The following is an 18,693-nucleotide window of genomic DNA, read 5'->3' as shown; positions in this document are numbered from 1 at the left end:
CATGCACACGACCACCCAGGGCCGACTGGCCGCCGATGAGTTCGCTTTCCGCTATCTGTTTCCGGACGATGCGCGCAAGGAGCCTTGGACGCTGGATGCGACCGAACAGCGCTACCAGTTGCCATCCACCGCTGGCGATGCAGCGGGCGTCGACTTGGAGCCATGGTTTCGCCCCTGTGTGCTGGGCAAGCCTGCGCAGGTTGGCCTGCGCGACCGCCTGCTGACCACGCTGCTGGCCTGCCTCAGCCCGGCCAGCCTGACGCCACGCAGCCCCTACGGCCTGCATGGCAGCCATCCTTCACCGCGCGCCTATTATCCCTTGCAATGCTTGCTGCTTGATGCCCAGCGCGACGAATGCCATTGGCTCGACCATCGCCAACTGCGGCTTCGCCCGATTGCTGGGCACGGCCTCCTCCCACCCCCGGGTGATGCTGGCCTGTCACTCTGGCTCAAGGCCGATTTTCACGTTTATCACCCGCTCTACAATCTATTTCGCAAGGCCTTGTTCGCCCTGGAGGCAGGCCACTTCATGGCTGAGATACTGGCCCTGGGCAAGGCCTACGAACTGGACCTGCGACCTGCCATCGACGAGCAGGGCATACGCATCACTGTCCATGCCCACCCTGCAGGCAGCGCCGGCGGCGACGCCCTCACGGCCCATAGTCGCTTTGCCCGCCAGCGCAACAGTGGCCGCTTCCAGCAAGGCCTGATGCCTGCCTCACACCGTTTCGATGGCGCGGCCCTTGGACGCCTGCAGGACGCCATCAGCACGGCTCTCGACGAGGCCGCCGGCTTGTTCCCGCTGGTACGCCAATACCCGCTGAGCGCCAAGCTGTGCCTGCGCGCAGGGGAGGGGGTTGCGGCCGGCATCTACCGGATCGCGCCTGAGGGCCTGCAGCAGCTCGACCCCGCAGACCCGGTGGATGCTTGCGAGCGCCATTTCAATTATCCCAACTTCAGCTTTGCTACCGTACCTGGCCTGCTGTTCCTGTGCATAGACCCCACCGCGCTGGCTGGACCGGAACGTAACTTTATCGAGATCAACTGCGCGCTGGGCCATGTGGCGCAACGCCTGATACGCCATCTGGACGGCCAGCAATTGTTCGGCCGCCCTTTCCGCAGCTACGACCAGTTCGGCATGGACCGGCTGTTGCGCAACAGCGCAGATGGCAGCAAAACCTATTATGGCCTGCTGATGGGCCGCAACCGCAGCCAGGAAACACTGGGAGTCTTGCGATGATCGTGCCCTACGTGGTGGTCCGTTCCAACAACCTGCCGCTGGAGACCCTGAATGCCCTGACCCGCTCCGAGCAGGTTGAGGGCTTGGCCGCCGAGATAGCCGGCCTGCGCGGCGAACTGGCGCTACTGCGCGAGCCGGCGTGCGAGCAGCTGTACCGCTTGGCCAGCCAGGACAGCGAGCGTTACCGCACCCTGATCGACCTCAAGCGCCGGTTGCAGCGCGACAGTCCCATTCCCCAGCTGCTGGAACGCCATGGTGCCATGCTCGACACCCTTCCCGGCCTGCAGGACTGGACCCGTGCCGCACGCCGGCTGATGGCGCTGGAACAGGCACTGGACAGCGTTTTCGAGAGCGAGCTGACGCTGGCCCGGCGCTGCGCCCAGTCGTTGGCCGACCAACCCTGTTTCCGCCATGCCACCGCCTTCACCCGCGGCCAGATCGCGGCCTCAGTCACCGACTATATCGAAGGTCGCCGCTTCGAAGACAAGAAGACGCTGAACGACGAGGAAACCGTTTACCGCTATCTCACCCGCGCTGTCACCAAGGCCAGCCCATTCTCCAGTTTTACCTCGATCGGCTTTGCCCGGCTGGCGCCTGATGCCGGCAGGCAGGTCCACCGCAGCCGGGATATCGGCCATCGCTACAGCTATGACCGCGCTACCTTGCTCAAGCTGTACGAGCGCTTCGTGATACGGCACAAGCACTATTGGTTCTACCGACTGACGGCCAATCAGATTGAGGAGGAGGACAGTCGGCTGATGTATCTGTTCATGGATCGCGCCGACGTCTATCCCTACCGCACCTCGTTCGCCAAGACCCGGGCTCCGGCTGGCACCGAGGCGCTGCACGCCGCCTTGGGCGCAGAATGGCTGAGCTGGCCGCAGCTTGATGCCATGCTGCCCATCGCCATGGACCGCGATGCCCTGGTGGCAAAATGGATCAATGCAGGCCTGCTGAACTACACTCCCCACCTGAACGAGCAGGCCCGCGACCTGGTCAGCGACTTTCTGAAAGTGGCCGAGCTGGTGGCAACGGGCGATGAGGCGGCCAGGCCGGTGGTAGATGGGCTCCGCCGGGTCCAGTCCATCTACCGAGCGCTGCACGAGGCTGAGGCCAGCACGCTGCCCGCGCTGACCGAGGCCATCAATGCCGAGATACAGGCGTTAGCCCAGCAACTCGGCTATCGCCCCATCAAGACCAGCGGGCTGGTTTACCACGACAGCTATCTGGATGGCCTGAGTACGGTGGATCAGGCCGATATCGGTCGCTTCGCCGGCCAGACCGAGGAGTTTCTGCACGGCTACCTGGGCTGCAATTTCCGCGACGGTTTCCACCACGACACCCTGGCCGCCCTCCGTGCCGCCTTGCCCCCGGGCGAGGCAATCAGTGTGTTCGCCTTCCATGATATTGCTCAGCGCTGCCTGTCGGTCGAAGCCAACGGCGGCCACGCCGGTGGTGCCCAGACTGCGCTGCTGGCCCTGTATGCCGAAGTCTGGCATCGCCGCGATGAAACCCTCATCCAGCTGGCGCCGCGCGCGCTGCCCGAGGTCCAGCCACGCAAGGCATTCGCGGCCTACGGCCACGTGGTGGGCCGCCAGTTTGTGCTCAACAACATCGACAGCGGCTTCCTGCGCTGCTTTTCACGCTTTTTCGCCTTCACCGACGATCCTGGCGTGCTGGACGAATGTCGTGCGGCCTATGGCGATGCGCTCGACGGCGCCCATGATTTCTACGATACCTTCGGTTTCAACACTGCCTGCCGCCCACGTATCTGCCGTGGCCGCGTGTGGCTGGACCGAGCCGAGTCGCCCACCGAACACGACGTCGCGCTGGCTGACCTTGACGTCGTCTGGCCCGAAGACCAGGCCTACCCCTCGCTGCGCAATCGCCGCGACGGCCAGGCCGTGACCCTGCGCCACACCGCGTTGTTCATTTCATCACTGTATCCCCGGCTGTTGGAAACCCTGCTTCGCTTCGCCTCTGTCGAGGAGCCATGCTATTTCGCCTTCCGCTTCGGGCTATACAAGCTGGTTGCCGACCACGGGCAGCAAGAGGTCATACGCTTCCCCCGCGTCTGCTACCGCGATCTGGTGTTGTCGCGTGAGCAGTGGTGGATACCCAAGGCACAGCTGCCCCAGCGTACCCCGGGTGAGGCCAGCGCCAATTACTTCCGCCGTATCGACAGCTGGCGCCGCGAAGTCGGCTTGCCGCAGCGGGTATTTGTGCGCCGGCACCAACTCAGCAAGGTGCTGGACCGCGATATATCCAACAGCAAGAAGCCGCTGTTCCTCGATTTTTCCGCGCCCATCATGAGCCGGATGATAGGCAGGGTGTTCAACACCGGTTTCGATTATCTGTCGGTTGAGGAGATGCTACCCGACCACCAGCATGATTTCGTCAGCGACGGCGACCGCCACTACGCCAGCGAAATCATCTTTGAACAGGCCAGCGCCGAGGAAAGGCCCGCAGCATGAGCAAGATCGATTTCACTTCGGATGACGTGCACAAGAACCTGATGCGGTTCTCCGTACCCATGCTGTTTCTCTCCATGCTCGACTACCTGGGTTTATTTGTGAACCTGGGTTGGCTCATGGTCATGTCGCAAGAGCAGCACCTGCCTTCGGTATTCCGTCTCTCCGCCTCGGTGGTGGGCGTGCTCGAAGCGGGTTTCGGTGGGCTGCTGTCGGCCGTCTACATCTATGCCAACCAGGCGTTCGGCCGCAAGGATCACACCGTTGCCCGGCACCTCATCAGCTTCGGCTTTGGCCTGTCCATCGTCATCGGCGTGCTGATTGCGTTTAGCGGTGGACTGCTGGGCCAGCAACTGCTCGGCGCCTTCGGTGTGGAGGGCGGTATCAAGCTGCAGGTGTCGCGCTACCTTGATGTCCTGTGGTACGGCTACCTGGCGGTCATCGTGCATATCTATGCCGGCTTGATCGCGAAGATGGCCGGCGATACCGGCTTGATCACCCGTTTCCGCGTCACCACCTTCCTCTGCAACTTGCTGCTGACGCCGCTGTTCATCCTGTATGCCCAGGCACGCGGCCTGGACGTGATACAGGCGACTGCCGTCGCCATGATCCTGGCACGGCTGGGTGGCCTCGCCATGCTGGGCTATCAGCTGCACCGGGGCCAAGTTTTCCCCTATCGGCTGGGCGTGGACTTCCTGCCTCGACGGGTTTTCACCGAATGGCGAGCCCTGACCAAGCTGGCGGCAGCCGAAACCATCAACGGTTTTTCGCTGACCCTATCCTTCTTCCTGTTCTTCGTCATCGTCTCCTACTACGAAGCCGGCACGCTGGCGGCCGTCACTGTCTCGCAGTACGTCACTGGCTTCGTCCAGACGGTCATGATAGGCACGGTGGCCGCGCTGATTCCTTTCACTGCCCAAAATGCCGGCAACCAGAACATCGTCAATATCGGCAAGGGCGTGCGCTGGATGACCAATCGAGTGCTGATCATATGCCTGGGCATCAGCATCCCCTATGTGCTGCTGGCTCCCTACTTTGTCGGCCTGTTCAGCCCGGGTGATCCGGTCATGGCGGCCCATACGCTCAGCTATATCCGCATCACCACACTGCCCTGGGCCTTTCTGATCGCGTCTTTCCCCTTCATCTTCGCCATTGTGGGGCTGGGCGATACCCGTGGCACCCTGCTGTTGACCATCTGGTCCATGTACCTGGGCAACCTGCTGCCCATGGTGATCGTGCTGCACTGGGTGGGCAACACCATTACTCATGCAGCCTATGCCGAGGCTGGTGCCCACCTGCTGACCTTCTTTGGCTGCATGGCCTACTACCGTTATCGCGAAAAACAGTTGTCCCAGTCCTGGCAGGCCAGCATGCCCGCCCAAGTTGCAGGAGCCACCGCATGAAAAGCTTTGTCGTTCTTGCGCCCCAGACCGCTGCCAGCCTCGCTCCAGCCCTGCGGCAACGCGCCACCCTGCATGGCACCCAGGTAGACTTTGCCCTGGTTGAGCAGCGCGACGCCGACTTCGATGCCCAGGACCCAAAGCACGCCCATAGCGTGCTGGTGCAGGTTAGGGCGTTTTCCTGCAATTACCGCGAGAAGGCCCGCTTTCTGGACATCGCCCAGAAGCCCGCCGGCAAGGGCTATTTGGTGCTCGGTTCAGAATTCGCCGGCACGGTGCTCAAGACCGGCCCGGCCGTGCACCATTTGCGCGTCGGTGACCGGGTCTGCGGCAACGGCTCGGTGGAGCCAGGTCAGGATCAGCCGGGCCTGACCACGCAGCGTGCCTCGTCCGAGCGGCAGGTCCATCATCAGGACAAGCTGTTCCGCTTGCCCGACAGCATGAGCTTGGTCGAAGGTGCGGCCTTCAGCATCGGTGCACAGACCGCCTATTCCATGGTGAGGCGCCTTCCGGCCGAGGGGATGCAACACGTGGCCATCACTGCAGCTGCCTCTAACACCTCGCTGTTTGCCATACGGGCATTGTTGGCCCGGGGCTGCCAAGTACATGCGCTCACCACCTCAGCCAGCCTCGAGCCGCATCTGCGCAAGCTGGGTGTACAGCACTGCTGCGTGCTTGGGCGCGATGGCAGTTATCCCCACCTGCTACAGAACCACCTGGCCAACCTGGGCCTCAGCGGCTTCGATGCCGTGCTGGATCCATTCAGCGATATCTATCTGCGCAAGCTACTGCCATTTGTGCGGCGCTTTGGCAGCTATGTCACCTGTGGCGTCTACCAGCAGTTTGCCGAGCAACAGCCCGATGCCTTTGTACATGAAGGCCTGACTGTGGCCGAAGTGTTCAGCCTACTGATACGCAAGAGCATCTCCCTGGTGGGCAACAACCTGGGCACCACGGCCGATCTGGAGCAGGCGGTAGCCGATTACGCCGCAGGCCGGCTGCACATCAACCTCGATACTGTGGTGACCGACGGCGATCTGGGTCGCTTCATCGAACGCAGCTACCTTGCCCCTGACCGCCTGGGCAAGGTGGTGTTCGACTACGGCGAGCCCGCCGCCACCCCTCGCCCCGCCCAACAGGAGGCCGCACTGGCATGAACCCGTCCAGATACGCCCGGCGGCTAATCCCCGCCATTTTCCCCGCGCTGCTTATCTTGGGAGCCCACACCATGGCATCTGCACAGAATCTCCCCATCCTGATCAACATCGACGAAGGCACGGTAGAAGTGGAGCTGACCGACGCTCCCATGTCCGAACCGTACAGACTGAGCTACGGCCCCCAGGGTCATTGCCAGCCTGAGGTCGCCATCACGGCGGCGGCGGACGGCGTCGCTGCCCGGCATACCCGTAGCTGCCACGGCCAGGGGCGTGACGAAGGCACCATCTTCACCCTTACCCTGTCTACCCATGCCTCTCATACCCTGCAGCTTAAGGCTGGCCGCATCAATCTGCGTGGCCAGCCTGGCGTAGCGGCCTTCGGCAGCTTCGACAGCGAAGTCAAGGTAGGCCGCATCAACAACCGCCGCAGCGATCTGTCCATGCAGGTCGGCCGCCGCTTTCTGGTGGGCGCGACGGCCCAGCACCAGCAGGACGGTTTGGGCGGGCAACTGAAGGTCAGCATCAGCTATGGCGAACTCAACATACTTTGAACGGGCTCTGTCCCGTTTGTGGATGCTGGCCGGCATCCTGATCCTGCAACCGGCCATGGCAAAGGAAACCACCATGCAAGCCAGCCCCGCGCAAGCGCAGACCATATCCCTCGGCAAGGGCCATTTCGTGGTGGAGTTCGATCCATCGGTGGAACGCTACCAATTGACCAGCGTCGTCATACCTGACCAGTGTACCCCCCGCCTGAGCTTGCAGGAGGATGGCGACGGACTGGCGGTAAAACGCGAGAGCGATGACTGCAAGGCCGACATCTATGCCAAGCTGCGGCTCAACCCAGCCTGGGCCAGTAACCTGCACCTGAGCCTGAGCGCCGGACAGCTAGACTTGCAACCGACCCTGCTTAGCCAGGTCGGCAAGCTGGTGGCTGCCGTCAAGGTCGGCGACATTATTGGCCACCGCGACGTCAAGCGGAGCTGGCTGCTGGGCGCCAATCTCTCGCTGGAGAATGGCACCGGTACGGCAGTGCGCGCCACGGTGGGTGCAGGGCAGATCACCCTGGTATCGGCAAGCGTCTCACAGTAAGTGGCGTTCCAATTACAAGGGGGCCGCAGGCGATCAAGCCCCGGCCCCGCAATACCATGGGTGCGGTCGTTGAGCTTGTTCCCGAATATTTCGCCCCAGCGCCGGGGTGAAAAAATCGGGAACAGGTTCTTTAGTATGTCAGCATGGCATGGCGTACCTGTCGTACCAGATCCTCTTGTTCCCGCTGCATCTGGTCCAGCGAGAAATTCAGGTACTGCCGCCTGAGCGGCGAGACGTCGAGCAAGGGCAGGGTGCGGTAGACGATGTTGAGCAACCAGCGGTAGCCTGAAAAGGCATGGTTGAACTGATAGGCTGAACCGTCCGCACCATAGAAAAAGCGGCGGTGGAAATCTGATACGGCCTCTGGCGGCGCCAATTGCTCGCGGGGGTAGGGCGAGCGAGCGTGGATCACCCCTTCGGCCGCCAGCCGGGTGAACTGCAGGAAGGTCGTCATGATCCAGCGGGTCAGGATGCCCGTGCTTCCACTCGCCTCTGCGGCACCTTGCCCAGCTGTCTCCAGCTGCTGCAGCAAGGCCACCAGCTTGTCCACATAGCCGGCCTTGTCCATCTGATAATCCCGTTCGAAGCGCTCGCCTATCGTCGCCTGCTGCGCCGGCGAGAGGCCATGCAGCCAGAAGCGGAAATTGGAATGGAAGGACAGGAAACCGTTATATTCATTCACCTCCGGGTCGTCCGATGGCCTGGGTGGATAGGCGCAGGCGAGCAAGGTCAGTAGACCATGCAGAAAGGCGTCGTGTTTGTCGTGGCCGCGCCATTGGGCGATCAGGATGGGGCGCAACGCTACTTCGGCCTCGTACAGGCTGAGCCATTGCGCGGTGGATTCATAGCGCTGCGCCAGCACCGCCATGGTGGTTTCGCTTAGCGTCTGGCTGTTGTTGCCATGCACCCAGCCTGGGTCCATGTCGGCAGACTCCAGCTGCTTGAGCCGTGCTTGTGTCTGCAAGTATTGCGCTTCGTCATAGTCCTGCGATGGATGCGCCGCCAGAAAGGTTGCGATCGTCTGCTCGGCCTGCTTCACCAACGTCGGTTCGAAGAAAGGGTCGTCGGCATCCAGACTCAATAGTATGTGCGGCCCGTTCTGCCAGCCGCGCGATAGCGTCCAGCGATCGAAATAGTGTGCCCGCCAGGCCGCCTGCAGAGGTGCCAGCAGCTGCCGGAACAGTATGGCGGGGCTACCATGGTAGTTAATGCGTATCTGGGTAACAGTCATCGCGCTCTAGCGCCTCCTCGGCATGGGCGGCAAACAGCCGTATGGTGGTTTCCCGTGCAGGCGTTACGCCGGCCCGGTTGAATGACATATGCAGCAGGGCATGGAAAATGGCCGGCAGGTCCGCGACACCATGGCGCTGCAAGGCATCGCCCAGTTGCAGCAGACGGGCCTGCAGGGGCGCAAGATAGTTCGGGAAGTACAGGCCCGCCGCATGGTCGCTTGCTACCTTGTGCAGGGCGGCGGCCATGCCTGCCAGCTTGGCGCGGGCCTGCGCATCTAGCCAGGCGCTGCTGGTGGCGTCGGGCAGCAGGCCCGCTGTTTCGCCAGTCTGCGCCGGGCCAGCCCGCAGGCCGCGCAGAACGCCAGCATAGGTCAGGCAATAGCCCAGCAGCAGCTTGTCCAGTACCGCCTCCGGCTCGGCCGCCAGGATGCCCAGGCTATGGGCGCTGTCCCAGCAAAAGAAGGCCTCGCACAGCGGCAATCCCGCCGGCCCGCCATAGCGCTCGGTTTCGGGGTGGTAGGCGAGGTAGTGCAGACTACCGTTGGCATGCCAGTCTTGAGCCATGCCAGGCTCCATATGGCCGGCATAGGCGCGGTAGTACGGTTCGGGCTGCAGGGTGGACACGAAGGCGTGCTGCTGCAGGTAGTGCGTCAGCCTGTCCGTCACCAGGGGTATCCATTGCGGATCGCGAAAACGCAGACGCAGATGGGGTCCGCCGTGCCAGTACCGTATGTAGAACGCCTGGCGCCAGAACGCCACAGGCAACCGATTCAGGCATTGCCTCAGGCAATCGTTTAGCCGGCCGAAGTCATGGATGAAGACATGCAGCGATACCCAGTCTGTAGGTGCTTGCCTGGGCAACATGGTCACGCTCCCTCCGCGAAGGCAGGAGAGTCGTCCATCAGCTTGTATTTTCGCCGTTTGAAATCCAGCTTGCCCCGGCTCAGGTTAAGGTGATCCATGGCATCGTTGATGGAAGGATTGCGGTTGAGCGCATAGCTGATCAGCGTCGACTCCACCGTCTCCAGGAGTCGCGGCAGGTCGATGGGGCGCTCCAACACCTTGAGTATCTCGCGCACCAGGGCATTGATGGGTTGGGCCTCTGGCCGGCCATCGGCATACAAGGTGGCATCGCTACCGTCGAGCGGATCACGCATGGCTGCCGTGGCAATGAAATGCGGTGCGAACAGTCCGTCGCCCACCATGGCGGCCTTGAAGCGCATGGTATCCAGGGCCTTGTAGAGCTGACGGATATTGCCGGGCCAGCGCAGCGGCGTACAGCACGCCACCAGTTGCTGGAAATCGTCGCGGCGGATGCGCAGGTCATGCTGACTGCAATACAAGGCGATCAGGTCTGCCATGTCGTGGCGCCGGTCGCGCAGCGGTGGCAGGGCCAGTTCTATGCCCTGTATGCGCATATAGAGATCCAACAGGAATTCACCGCGCTCGACCAGGCGGTGCAGGTTTTGGTTGGAGGCCACGATCAGTTGGAAATGCCCCTGTCGCTCGGTTGATTCGCCCACACGGGTATAGCAGCCCTCGTCCAGCAGGCGCAGCAGCTTGCGCTGGGTACCGATGCTGAGACAGTGGATTTCGTCCAGGAACAGCACGCCCCCTTCTGCTTCCCCCACCGCACCGATGGAATGATCGTGTGCGCCGGTGTAGGCACCCCTGCGACAACCGAACACCATGGCATCGGCCACATCGCCATTGAGTACCGCGCAATTGAGCGAAACGAATGGGGTATTGCCCTCCCGTTGCCGGCGCAGTTGCGCAATCTGCTTGGCCAGTATGCCTTTGCCGGTACCGGTTTCACCGTGGATGAGTACGGGGATATCGGTCAATCTTGACAAGGCCTGGGCTGTTTCCTGGAAGGCCTGCGGCAGTACCACGCCCTGCGGATATCGGCGGGCAATGGCGGAGAAATCGAGGATTGCATCGTGATCGGTGCTGCTGTCAAAGGAAGGCGTGTGCATAACGAATCCGTATCAGAAGATGTTTGCCAGCACTTTCCAGGCGTGCGCCATGGCAGCGGGCAGCATCACGGCACCCGCCGTCCTCATGGCATACGTCTGATTGATGAGCGCACGTTATGGCGTGCGCGATGGCTTAGGGTCTAGCCATTGAGCGCCTGCGATGGTCTGAGTTGGAGCGCGGCGCGGGTATGCCTTGCGGCTGCGACGATGGCGACCAGGCTGCTCGCCAGCAGCGCCAGCAGCAGTGTCCAGCCACCAATCGGGGCATGCTCCACGAAACCTGATAGGTAGCGCTTAATGGCCATGGCCGCAGCAGGCAGCCCTATCATTGCGCTCACCAGCAGCAGCAGCATGAACTCGCGGTTGACCAGTCGGGCAATGGCCCAGCGCCGTGCGCCATGCAGCTTGCGCAGCACGATCTCCCGGGTAAGGCGCTGTACCACATAGGCTGCCAGCACATAGACACCGAAGCCGGCGATCGCCAGGACTACTACGGCGGCGGCTAGCAGGAGCCGCACCAGCCGCAAGTCATCGGCATATGCCGCTGCCAGGAAGGTCTGCGCCTGTGACATCTGCAAGGCCTCGTTGGGAAAGTAGCGTGGCCACAGCCCCTCGATCGCAGTCTGCACGGCCGCCATGTCACCGGCTACATTCACCGTCAGTACCGGCGTCAGGCGGCTGAGGTTGTAGACCACCGGCGGCGGTATCTCGCGCAAGGATTGAAAGCGTACATCGGGCACCACGCCCAGCACCTGCTGCAGCTTGCCGACATTACCCACACCGTCGAGCTCGATGAACTGGCCGACCGCTGCGGCGACATCGGTATAGCCCAGTGCCTTCGCAGCTGTCGCGCTCAGCACCACGCCCGTCCCAGTTTCTACATTGTCGCGCGGTACAGGGTCGCGCGCCGGGTTGAACACCCGCCCGGCCAGCGGCCGTATGCCATAGACGTCGAAGAAACCGGGGCCGATGCCTTTCTTGTCCAGCGTGACCATGGCGCCGCCCTGGCGACGCGCGGCCCCTTTCTGCACCACGTAGCTCCGCCCCACGGCCTCCATGCTTTGCGCCGCACCGGCAACGCCAGGCAGGCGGGCCACCGCTTCGGCAAAGGCATTGGTGCGGGGGCCGGATGGCGTAAAGGGCGGCGAAACGTCGATCACGAGCAAGCGCTTGGCGTCGAAACCGGCATCGATACGGCTGGCATACCAGGACTGCCAGGCCACTGCCAGGGTGACGCCGGTCAAGCCCATGGCCGTGGCAAGCTGCGTCACGGTCAGGATGCGGCGCAGCCAAAGGCCAGCGACGGTCTCGCTGTTGTCGCGCCCGGCCAGCGCCTGGGTGGGCCTTACCCGGCTGGCCACCCAGGCCGGGTAGGCCCCGGCCAGCAAGCCCAGCACCAGGCTCAGCACCAGGCTGCCCAGCAACAGGCCTGGGCTGAACATATGCTCCAGGCGACGGTTCATGATGTCCGCAAACAGCGGTAGTACCAGCCACGCCAGCAAGAGACCGGCAGCCATGGCCAGCAAAGTCAGCAACAGCGACTCGCACAGGAACTGCAGCATGACTCGCGTCACGCTCGCCCCCAACACCTTGCGTATGCCGATTTCGCGTTGCCGCCGCAGGGTACGCACGGTGGCAAGGTTCACATAGTTGACGCTGGCCAGCGCCAGTATCAGCGCGGCCACGCCAGCCAGCGCAAGCAAGGTCGCCATATCGCCATGCAAGGTCGGCGGCGCCGACGCTGCCAGATCCGGGTCCAGGTAGGCATCAGCCAGCGATACCAGCTGCACGTCCATCAGCTTGTTGTTGCCCAGGTGGGAAAGAAAGGCCGGCGGCAGCTGCCGATACAGCGGCGAGCGGTCCGACGCTGCCTGCAGGGCATCGGCAACGGCCGCTGGGTCGCTACCGGCAAGCGGTTTCACATAGATGCGACCGAACAGGCGGCCCCAGTTCTGCAGGGCATCCGCCCGGTCATATTCCTGCCACAGACTCGACTCCGGCCCAACCAAGGCTGCATAGGGCATGGTGGTGGTGGCCGGTGGGGTGGGCACGATGGCGGTCACGCGATAGAGCATGCCGCCTACGCCAACTGTCTTGCCCAGCGCCGGTTCGGCGCCGAACAGCTTGTGCGCTGTCTCCTCCGTCAGCGCTAAGCCATCAGGTCGACGCAGGCTGGCCGCCAGCTCACCGGCGCTGGCCCGCACGCCAAAAAGCTCGCCAAATTCCGGGTCCACCAGCGTTACCGGCACCGTAGCCACGCGGCTGTCCACCTTCATCGAGGTACTCAGTTCGGCGAACATCGAGACGGACACCGGCAGCCCGCTATCCCGCAGGGCCAGGCGCAGCGCCTGCGGCGCCTCCTGGGTCCAGTGCTCTGGCACATTTGGAAAATGGAAGCGGGTCTTGACCAGGTGGATCTGCTCGCTGGCCGGCACATGCCGGTCATAGCTGAACGAATGGCGGACAAAACCAAGCAGCAGGATGCAGGCGGCGAAGCCGACTGCCAGCCCGGCGATCACCACGCCCGACCAGACAGGCTCCTGCAGCAGCAGGCGCCAGCCCACCAGGAAGTCACGATAGCTCATGCGCATGGCAGGACACTCCCATGGTGAGGCCAGGTATACGGTTTCACAATCATCAAGCGCAGCATCTTGGCTCCTCAGGCGTATTGCTGCGCATCGATCAGCACCCGGCCGTCGAGCAGGTTGACCGTACGCGAGGCCTGTGCTGCATGGCTGGGCGAGTGGGTCACCATCACCACCGTGGTGCCGTCGGCATTGATCTGCCGCAGCATCTTCATCACTTCGTCGCCATGGGCGGTATCCAGGTTGCCGGTCGGTTCGTCAGCCAGCAGCAAGGCCGGCTCTGCCACCAGTGCGCGGGCAATGGCTACACGCTGCTGCTGCCCGCCCGACAACTGCGAGGGCCGGTGCCCCGCACGGTGTGATACCCCCAGGCGCTCCAGCACATTGGCGATCTTGCGCTTGCGCTCACGTACCGGCACATCGCCGTATTCCAGCGCCAGACCCACGTTCTCCTCCACCGTCAACTCTTCGATAAGGTTGAAGCTCTGGAAGATGAAGCCGATACGGCCGCTGCGCAGCCGGTTGAGCCGGTTCTCGCTCCAACCTGCGACGTTATGCCCTTCGAACCAGTACTCGCCTGTGCTGGGTACGTCCAGCAGACCCAGTACCGACAGCAGAGTGGACTTGCCGCAGCCCGACGGCCCGGTCACTGCGACATACTCCCCGGTTTCGATATCGAGGTTGATGCCATTCAAGGCCCGGGTTTGTACTTCGCCCGCCTGGTGCAGCTTGCTCACGTTTTTGAGACTGATCATTGTTTTCCTCTCCTCTACCCCGTACCCATGCGGACCCGCAACGACCCGCCTGCTTGCCGCCAGCCATCAGCGGCTCAGCGACAATCGCTCCTGCTGACCATAGGTGCCGTAGGACGATACGATGACCCGATCTCCCGGCGCCAGCCCTGACAATACTTCCAACTGTGTGTTGTTGCGCCTGCCCAAACGTATGGCGCGCCGTTCTGCTGCCGTGCCACCCGGCGCCAGCACAAAGGCCCAGGCGCCGCCGCTGTCGTTGAGGAAGGCTCCGCTGGCCAGCAACAAAGCCGGCTTGGGCTCGCCCAGCGTCAACTGGCAGTCCAGGCTCTGTCCTGCCCGCAGACCGGGCGGATTGGCTCCCGCGAACGCCAGTTCCAGCTCGAAACGGCCATCCTTGACCTGTGGGTTGCTGGCGATCACTCGCACCGGGTGTGCCTGGCCGTCGATCACCACCTGCCCCTTGAGTCCGGCCCCCACGCGATTGAGATAGAATTCGTCCACCTGGGCGCGTAGCTTGAACTGCTGGGGATCATCTATCCTCCCCACCCGGTCGGCCTGCTGTACCGAGGCCCCCACCTGCAGGGTGAAATTGGTCAGCCGGCCGGCCATGGGCGCCTTCATCAAGAGTGCATCCAGGCCACTGCCCACCAGTTTTATACCGCCGTTGAGCCCATGCACAGCCTGTTCCATCTGGGCCAGTGCCTCACGTTTGATCTTCAGTTCATCCTCGGCGCTGCGCTGCTCGTCGGCAAGGTCGCGGGTCTGTTGGCTTAGCTTGTCGGCCGAAGTCTCCAGCGCCGCCTGCGAGATGAAACCCTGCGCCCCCAGCTGCTGGTTGCGCTGGTGCTGCCGCCGCGTCTCGCCCAGTGCATCCTGCAAGGCACTGAGCCGCCGCCGGTACTCGCTACGCGCCGCTTCATACTGCACCCGCATGCTCGACAGGTTGGACAGCTGCTGCGCCATATCAAACTGCCGGGCCAGCAGCTCCAGCCGCCGCTGTGGGTTGGAGAGCCGGAACAGCGGTTGGCCCGCCTGCACCATGGCACCATCCTTCACCCAGACCTCTTCTACCCGGCCCGATTCCACCGAATCGAGCAACACGCTGCTGGCCGGCTCGGCCGTAGCACGGACGATGACTTCGTCCATGAACACACCGGGGGCCACAGTCGCGACGCGGATATCGCGAGCCGCTACGCTCAGGCCAGCGGGCAGCAACTGCGTGAGCGCCGGTACAGCAATCAGCGTAGCCACGATGGCGGCGGCGACTATCCACAGGCGACGGCGGCGGCGCGGCACAAGCGGTATGTCCATATCGGCGCCGCTGACAGGTAGGTGGGGTTCTCGAGAGCTCATGGTTCGTCAATGCTGCATGATGAGGGTCAGACCTACTTAGCAGTTGCCGTGCCAGATTAAATCTCACATAAAAACAATAACTTGAGACTCTCCCTTCGACCCTCGGCCAAGAAATGCCCGATACCGGACAGTACACAGTGTCCGTATCCGGACACTGTCCGGCGGCGGACACTTTGATGTGCACCGGACAGCCGCCTGGCTCGTTTGCGCTACACCTAAGTCACAAGTAAGCCGAATACCCTAGCTGAATTGCTGTGCCACCCATCCACTGCTAGAGTCAGCCCCCATAAGGTCAGGGAACGGCCAGACACCTCGAATGCCGGGCGCGTCAGGCTTCAACCCTATACAGCAGGGTATTGATTAAAAGGGTAAATCCGTACAGCAGGATGCCCCAAGGCAATCGAGGAAGATGGCGGTTCCCGCAGGATGTAGCAAGGTAGCAGTCAGCCCCTATTGACGATCGCCCACCAGAGGCGACGGACAGATTCCGGTCACCAGAACAAAGAACAACGCTTGCTGCACGGCACCCAGATGCCGGCCGCAGGGAGAATAGCGGAGGCTCTCTTGTCAGAACTTAGCATCTTGATCATCGACGACGATCCAGATATCGCGTGTGCCGCGCAAATGCTGTTGCGCAAGCAGGCGGCCCGCATCAGCACACTGGGGCAGCCCCAGGGGCTGGGGGCAAAACTGGCGCTCGGCTTGCCAGATGTCGTTTTGCTGGACCTGAACTTCACGCCAGGCCGCGCCGATGGCGCTGAGGGCCTGGCGCTGCTGGCCGAGCTACGCGCGCTACCGACCCCCCCCACGGTGATCGTCATGACGGCCTACGCCGACATTCCCCTGGCGGTGAAGGCCCTGCAGCAGGGTGCGGCAGACTTCGTCACCAAACCTTGGGACAACGATAAACTGGTCGCCACCGTGGCCTCTGCCCTGGCCGGTCGCCATCCCCAGCAAGCCGCCGTCGGCAGCGGCACCTCGCAACTGCTGGGCGATTCCAGCGCCATGCGTAATTTGCGTGCCATGATCGCCAGCATCGCGCCCACCGAGGCGAGCGTACTAATACTGGGCGAGAACGGCGTGGGCAAGGAGCTGGTGGCCCGCGCCATACACGACGCTTCGCGCCGTGCCCGCGGTACCTTTCTGGCAGTCGATATGGGCGCCTTGCCCGAATCCACCTTCGAGAGTGAGCTGTTCGGCCATCGCCGTGGCGCTTTCACCGATGCCCGCAGCGATCGCGCTGGTCGTTTCCAGACAGCACGGGGCGGTACCCTGTTCCTGGACGAGATCGGCAACATGCCCCTGGGTGCGCAGGCCAAGCTGCTGACAGCACTGGAGCGCCGCGAGGTCACGCCTGTCGGGGCCGACCATCCCGAACCGGTCGATGTGCGCATCGTCAGCGCCACCAATCTCGACGAAGCCCGGTTGCACGACCCGCAAGTCTTCCGTACCGACTTGCTGTTCCGGCTCAACACCATCGTGGTACCGGTGCCCCCCTTGCGCGCCCGGCGCGAAGACATCGTCCCGCTGATCCAGCGCTATCTGTCGGTCTATGCCCGCCATTACGACAAGCCGCTGCGTCCGCTGGACGATGCCGCCATCGTCGCGCTGGAAGCCCACAGCTGGCCGGGCAATGTACGGGCGCTGCGTCATGCCTGCGAGCGCGCCGTGATCCTGGGCCAAGGGCCGACGCTCACGGCGGCGGATTTCGGCCTGGGCAACCTGCGCCCATCAGCCGGCCAGCCCATGGTCAACAACGATGCACTCAAGCTCGACGTGCGTGAGCGCGAAACCATCGCCGTGGCGCTAAGCCGTAGCGACGGCAATATCAGCAGTGCCGCCAAACTGCTGGGCCTGTCGCGCACCGCCCTGTACCGCCGCATGGAAAAACATGGCCTCTAGCCCACCCATGCTGCGCCGCCCCCGGTTGATCCTGCTGGCCCTGGTCTTGTTGCTGGGCCTCTGCTCAGCTGCAGCCATGCCGCTGCGCGATTCCCCCCGATGGTTGGTCACGCTCATGCTGGCTGCCGGCATATTGCTGGCATGGCACTGGCGGCTGAGCGGACAGATAGGCCGTCAACCCAGGGACGAGCCCTTACCTGCTCCCCCCAGCGACATGCAGGCCCAGCTGCGGGCGCTCAACACCCTGGAAGCCCAGCTGGAATATGCGCCGGTAGCACTCTTCCGCGTTCAGTCCAGGCAGGTCAGCCCGCTCAACAGTCGCGCCCGTCGCTTGATCGCACCGGGTTACGCCAGCGACCGCAACAGCCTGTATGAGCAGTTGTCCGGCGAAGCACCCAACAAGCGGCGTCTTATCAGCTTCGAAGCCGAGCATGGCACCGAGCGCGCGTTGATCTCTACTGCCACCCTCATCAATGCGGGCGAAGCCGAGCGGGTTGTCGCGCTGATGCCGGTCGAGAGCGAACTCGAAGCCGAGACCCTGAAAGCGTGGCAGCAACTGGTGCACGTGCTTACCCATGAGATCATGAACTCGCTCACCCCGGTCGCCTCCTTGTCTCGCACGGCCAACGACATCCTGGCAGAGTCGCGAGATCAGGTTCCTGCAATCATGCACGACAATCTGTCCATCTCCCTTGCCGCCATCAGCCGCCGGGCCGACAGCCTGGCCGATTTCGTTGCCACCTACCGCAGCCTTTCGGCTATGCCGCCTCCCCAGCCTGAACGCATCGTGCTGCACGACCTATTCGCCCGGCTGTCTGCCCTGGTAGGCCCGGCTTGGCGGCAGCGAGGCGGCGAAGCACATTTCTCGGTCGATCCGGTATCGCTGGAGCTTCGTGCCGACGCCGGCCAACTGGAACAGGCGCTGATCAACCTGGCCACCAATGCTTTCGAAGCAACCCAGGCCCAAGGCCACGGCCTGCTAACCGTCAGCGCCCGCCTGGCGCAGGGCTCACGCCTGCGGATCGAAGTCTCCGACAATGGCCCCGGCGTACCCGAAGCCCTCGTCGGCCAGATATTCACGCCGTTCTTTTCTACCAAATCCAAGGGCCGCGGCGTCGGACTCGCACTGGTGCGGCAATTGGTCCACGGTAATGGCGGGACTGTACGCTACGCCCGGCGCGTGAGCGGCGGCGGGCTGTTCATCATTACCTTCTGAACGTCCTAGTCACCAGGTTGCGAGCGAAGGCACCCTGGCGGCTTTGCGGACGGGACGGTCTCCCTGCTACCATGCTGGCGCCGCCCGCCTGGGCGGTGCGTCTTCAGGGCGGGGTGAAATTCCCCACCGGCGGTAGGGTGTAGTCCATCACACCAAGCCCGCGAGCGCCTGCACCGTCTTTGTCCCTTGGGTCAAAGCCATGCAGGGTCAGCAGATCCGGTTCAAGGCCGGAGCCGACGGTCATAGTCCGGATGAGAGAAGACGAGAGGTCGTGTCCTGCCCCGTGGCAGCGGCACGCGCTTCCCATTGGCCAG

The 18,693-nt window shown here is 63.2% G+C and carries 14 protein-coding genes and 1 riboswitch; of the genes, 8 read left to right on the top strand and 6 right to left on the bottom strand.

All coding sequences use genetic code 11. The features are described from left to right. Position 1 precedes the first annotated feature (1 nt). From QQK16_RS06070 to QQK16_RS06045, 6 genes are all read left to right on the top strand, one after another. Positions 2-1,240, top strand: a complete 1,239-nt coding sequence (locus tag QQK16_RS06070) for a hypothetical protein (RefSeq protein WP_284195532.1) — start codon at positions 2-4, stop codon at positions 1,238-1,240. Beyond that, positions 1,237-3,714 (top strand): lantibiotic dehydratase, encoded by a 2,478-nt coding sequence (locus QQK16_RS06065; protein WP_284195531.1) that lies wholly within the window; start codon positions 1,237-1,239, stop codon positions 3,712-3,714. The genes QQK16_RS06070 and QQK16_RS06065 overlap by 4 nt, the downstream gene beginning before the upstream one ends. Then, on the top strand, positions 3,711-5,114 hold the full coding sequence (locus QQK16_RS06060) for an MATE family efflux transporter (protein ID WP_284195530.1): 1,404 nt from the start codon (positions 3,711-3,713) through the stop codon (positions 5,112-5,114). Before QQK16_RS06065 ends, QQK16_RS06060 begins: the two co-directional genes overlap by 4 nt. After that, the gene (locus tag QQK16_RS06055; protein ID WP_284195529.1) at positions 5,111-6,268 is read left to right on the top strand and encodes a quinone oxidoreductase family protein; all 1,158 of its coding nucleotides are present in this window, start codon (positions 5,111-5,113) and stop codon (positions 6,266-6,268) included. The genes QQK16_RS06060 and QQK16_RS06055 overlap by 4 nt, the downstream gene beginning before the upstream one ends. Positions 6,269-6,339: 71 nt before the next feature. Next, positions 6,340-6,819 carry a hypothetical protein gene (locus tag QQK16_RS06050; RefSeq protein ID WP_284195528.1) on the top strand — a complete coding sequence of 160 codons (480 nt, stop codon included), beginning with the start codon at positions 6,340-6,342 and terminating at the stop codon, positions 6,817-6,819. After that, positions 6,797-7,360 (top strand): hypothetical protein, encoded by a 564-nt coding sequence (locus QQK16_RS06045; RefSeq protein ID WP_284195527.1) that lies wholly within the window; start codon positions 6,797-6,799, stop codon positions 7,358-7,360. The genes QQK16_RS06050 and QQK16_RS06045 overlap by 23 nt, the downstream gene beginning before the upstream one ends. 130 nt (positions 7,361-7,490) lie before the next feature. Here the strand turns inward: QQK16_RS06045 and QQK16_RS06040 are convergent, their stop codons facing one another. The 6 genes from QQK16_RS06040 to QQK16_RS06015 form a co-directional block, all read right to left on the bottom strand. Next, a complete protein-coding gene (locus QQK16_RS06040) occupies positions 7,491-8,591 on the bottom strand; it encodes a hypothetical protein (RefSeq protein WP_284195526.1) in 1,101 nt (366 codons plus the stop codon). Beyond that, complete coding sequence (locus tag QQK16_RS06035; RefSeq protein WP_284195525.1) at positions 8,566-9,456, bottom strand: thiopeptide-type bacteriocin biosynthesis protein; 891 nt, start codon at positions 9,454-9,456, stop codon at positions 8,566-8,568. The genes QQK16_RS06040 and QQK16_RS06035 overlap by 26 nt, the downstream gene beginning before the upstream one ends. Positions 9,457-9,458: 2 nt before the next feature. After that, the gene (locus tag QQK16_RS06030; RefSeq protein WP_284195524.1) at positions 9,459-10,568 is read right to left on the bottom strand and encodes a sigma 54-interacting transcriptional regulator; all 1,110 of its coding nucleotides are present in this window, start codon (positions 10,566-10,568) and stop codon (positions 9,459-9,461) included. 140 nt (positions 10,569-10,708) lie between these two features. Next, positions 10,709-13,159 (bottom strand): ABC transporter permease, encoded by a 2,451-nt coding sequence (locus QQK16_RS06025; RefSeq protein ID WP_284195523.1) that lies wholly within the window; start codon positions 13,157-13,159, stop codon positions 10,709-10,711. Positions 13,160-13,227: 68 nt separating this feature from the next. Then, a complete protein-coding gene (locus QQK16_RS06020; protein WP_284195522.1) occupies positions 13,228-13,908 on the bottom strand; it encodes an ABC transporter ATP-binding protein in 681 nt (226 codons plus the stop codon). Between the two features lie 66 nt (positions 13,909-13,974). Continuing rightward, positions 13,975-15,261, bottom strand: a complete 1,287-nt coding sequence (locus QQK16_RS06015; protein ID WP_284195521.1) for an efflux RND transporter periplasmic adaptor subunit — start codon at positions 15,259-15,261, stop codon at positions 13,975-13,977. A gap of 564 nt (positions 15,262-15,825) precedes the next feature. On the opposite strand from QQK16_RS06015, the gene QQK16_RS06010 reads away from it, so the two are divergent. Both QQK16_RS06010 and QQK16_RS06005 read left to right on the top strand, forming a co-directional pair. Beyond that, the gene (locus QQK16_RS06010; RefSeq protein WP_284195520.1) at positions 15,826-17,163 is read left to right on the top strand and encodes a sigma-54-dependent transcriptional regulator; all 1,338 of its coding nucleotides are present in this window, start codon (positions 15,826-15,828) and stop codon (positions 17,161-17,163) included. Further along, entirely contained in the window at positions 17,153-18,379 is a 1,227-nt protein-coding gene (locus tag QQK16_RS06005; protein WP_284195519.1) for a sensor histidine kinase, read from the top strand. Before QQK16_RS06010 ends, QQK16_RS06005 begins: the two co-directional genes overlap by 11 nt. Before the next feature lie 95 nt (positions 18,380-18,474). Next, a riboswitch (FMN riboswitch) is annotated at positions 18,475-18,646 on the top strand. The last annotated feature ends 47 nt before the right edge of the window (positions 18,647-18,693 follow it).

The organism is Chitinimonas prasina, from assembly GCF_030160395.1.
Classification (GTDB): Bacteria; Pseudomonadota; Gammaproteobacteria; order Burkholderiales; family Chitinimonadaceae; genus Chitinimonas; species Chitinimonas prasina.
The sequence above is the reverse complement of the archived record's forward strand: the minus strand, read 5'-3'. Positions and strand labels throughout refer to the sequence as shown.

Coding starts and splice junctions, on each gene's coding strand:
- QQK16_RS06070 (WP_284195532.1), top strand. CDS start 2: ATGCACACGACCACCCAGGGCCGACTGGCCGCCGATGAGTTCGCTTTC.
- QQK16_RS06065 (WP_284195531.1), top strand. CDS start 1,237: ATGATCGTGCCCTACGTGGTGGTCCGTTCCAACAACCTGCCGCTGGAG.
- QQK16_RS06060 (WP_284195530.1), top strand. CDS start 3,711: ATGAGCAAGATCGATTTCACTTCGGATGACGTGCACAAGAACCTGATG.
- QQK16_RS06055 (WP_284195529.1), top strand. CDS start 5,111: ATGAAAAGCTTTGTCGTTCTTGCGCCCCAGACCGCTGCCAGCCTCGCT.
- QQK16_RS06050 (WP_284195528.1), top strand. CDS start 6,340: ATGGCATCTGCACAGAATCTCCCCATCCTGATCAACATCGACGAAGGC.
- QQK16_RS06045 (WP_284195527.1), top strand. CDS start 6,797: ATGGCGAACTCAACATACTTTGAACGGGCTCTGTCCCGTTTGTGGATG.
- QQK16_RS06040 (WP_284195526.1), bottom strand. CDS start 8,591: ATGACTGTTACCCAGATACGCATTAACTACCATGGTAGCCCCGCCATA.
- QQK16_RS06035 (WP_284195525.1), bottom strand. CDS start 9,456: ATGTTGCCCAGGCAAGCACCTACAGACTGGGTATCGCTGCATGTCTTC.
- QQK16_RS06030 (WP_284195524.1), bottom strand. CDS start 10,568: ATGCACACGCCTTCCTTTGACAGCAGCACCGATCACGATGCAATCCTC.
- QQK16_RS06025 (WP_284195523.1), bottom strand. CDS start 13,159: ATGCGCATGAGCTATCGTGACTTCCTGGTGGGCTGGCGCCTGCTGCTG.
- QQK16_RS06020 (WP_284195522.1), bottom strand. CDS start 13,908: ATGATCAGTCTCAAAAACGTGAGCAAGCTGCACCAGGCGGGCGAAGTA.
- QQK16_RS06015 (WP_284195521.1), bottom strand. CDS start 15,261: ATGAGCTCTCGAGAACCCCACCTACCTGTCAGCGGCGCCGATATGGAC.
- QQK16_RS06005 (WP_284195519.1), top strand. CDS start 17,153: ATGGCCTCTAGCCCACCCATGCTGCGCCGCCCCCGGTTGATCCTGCTG.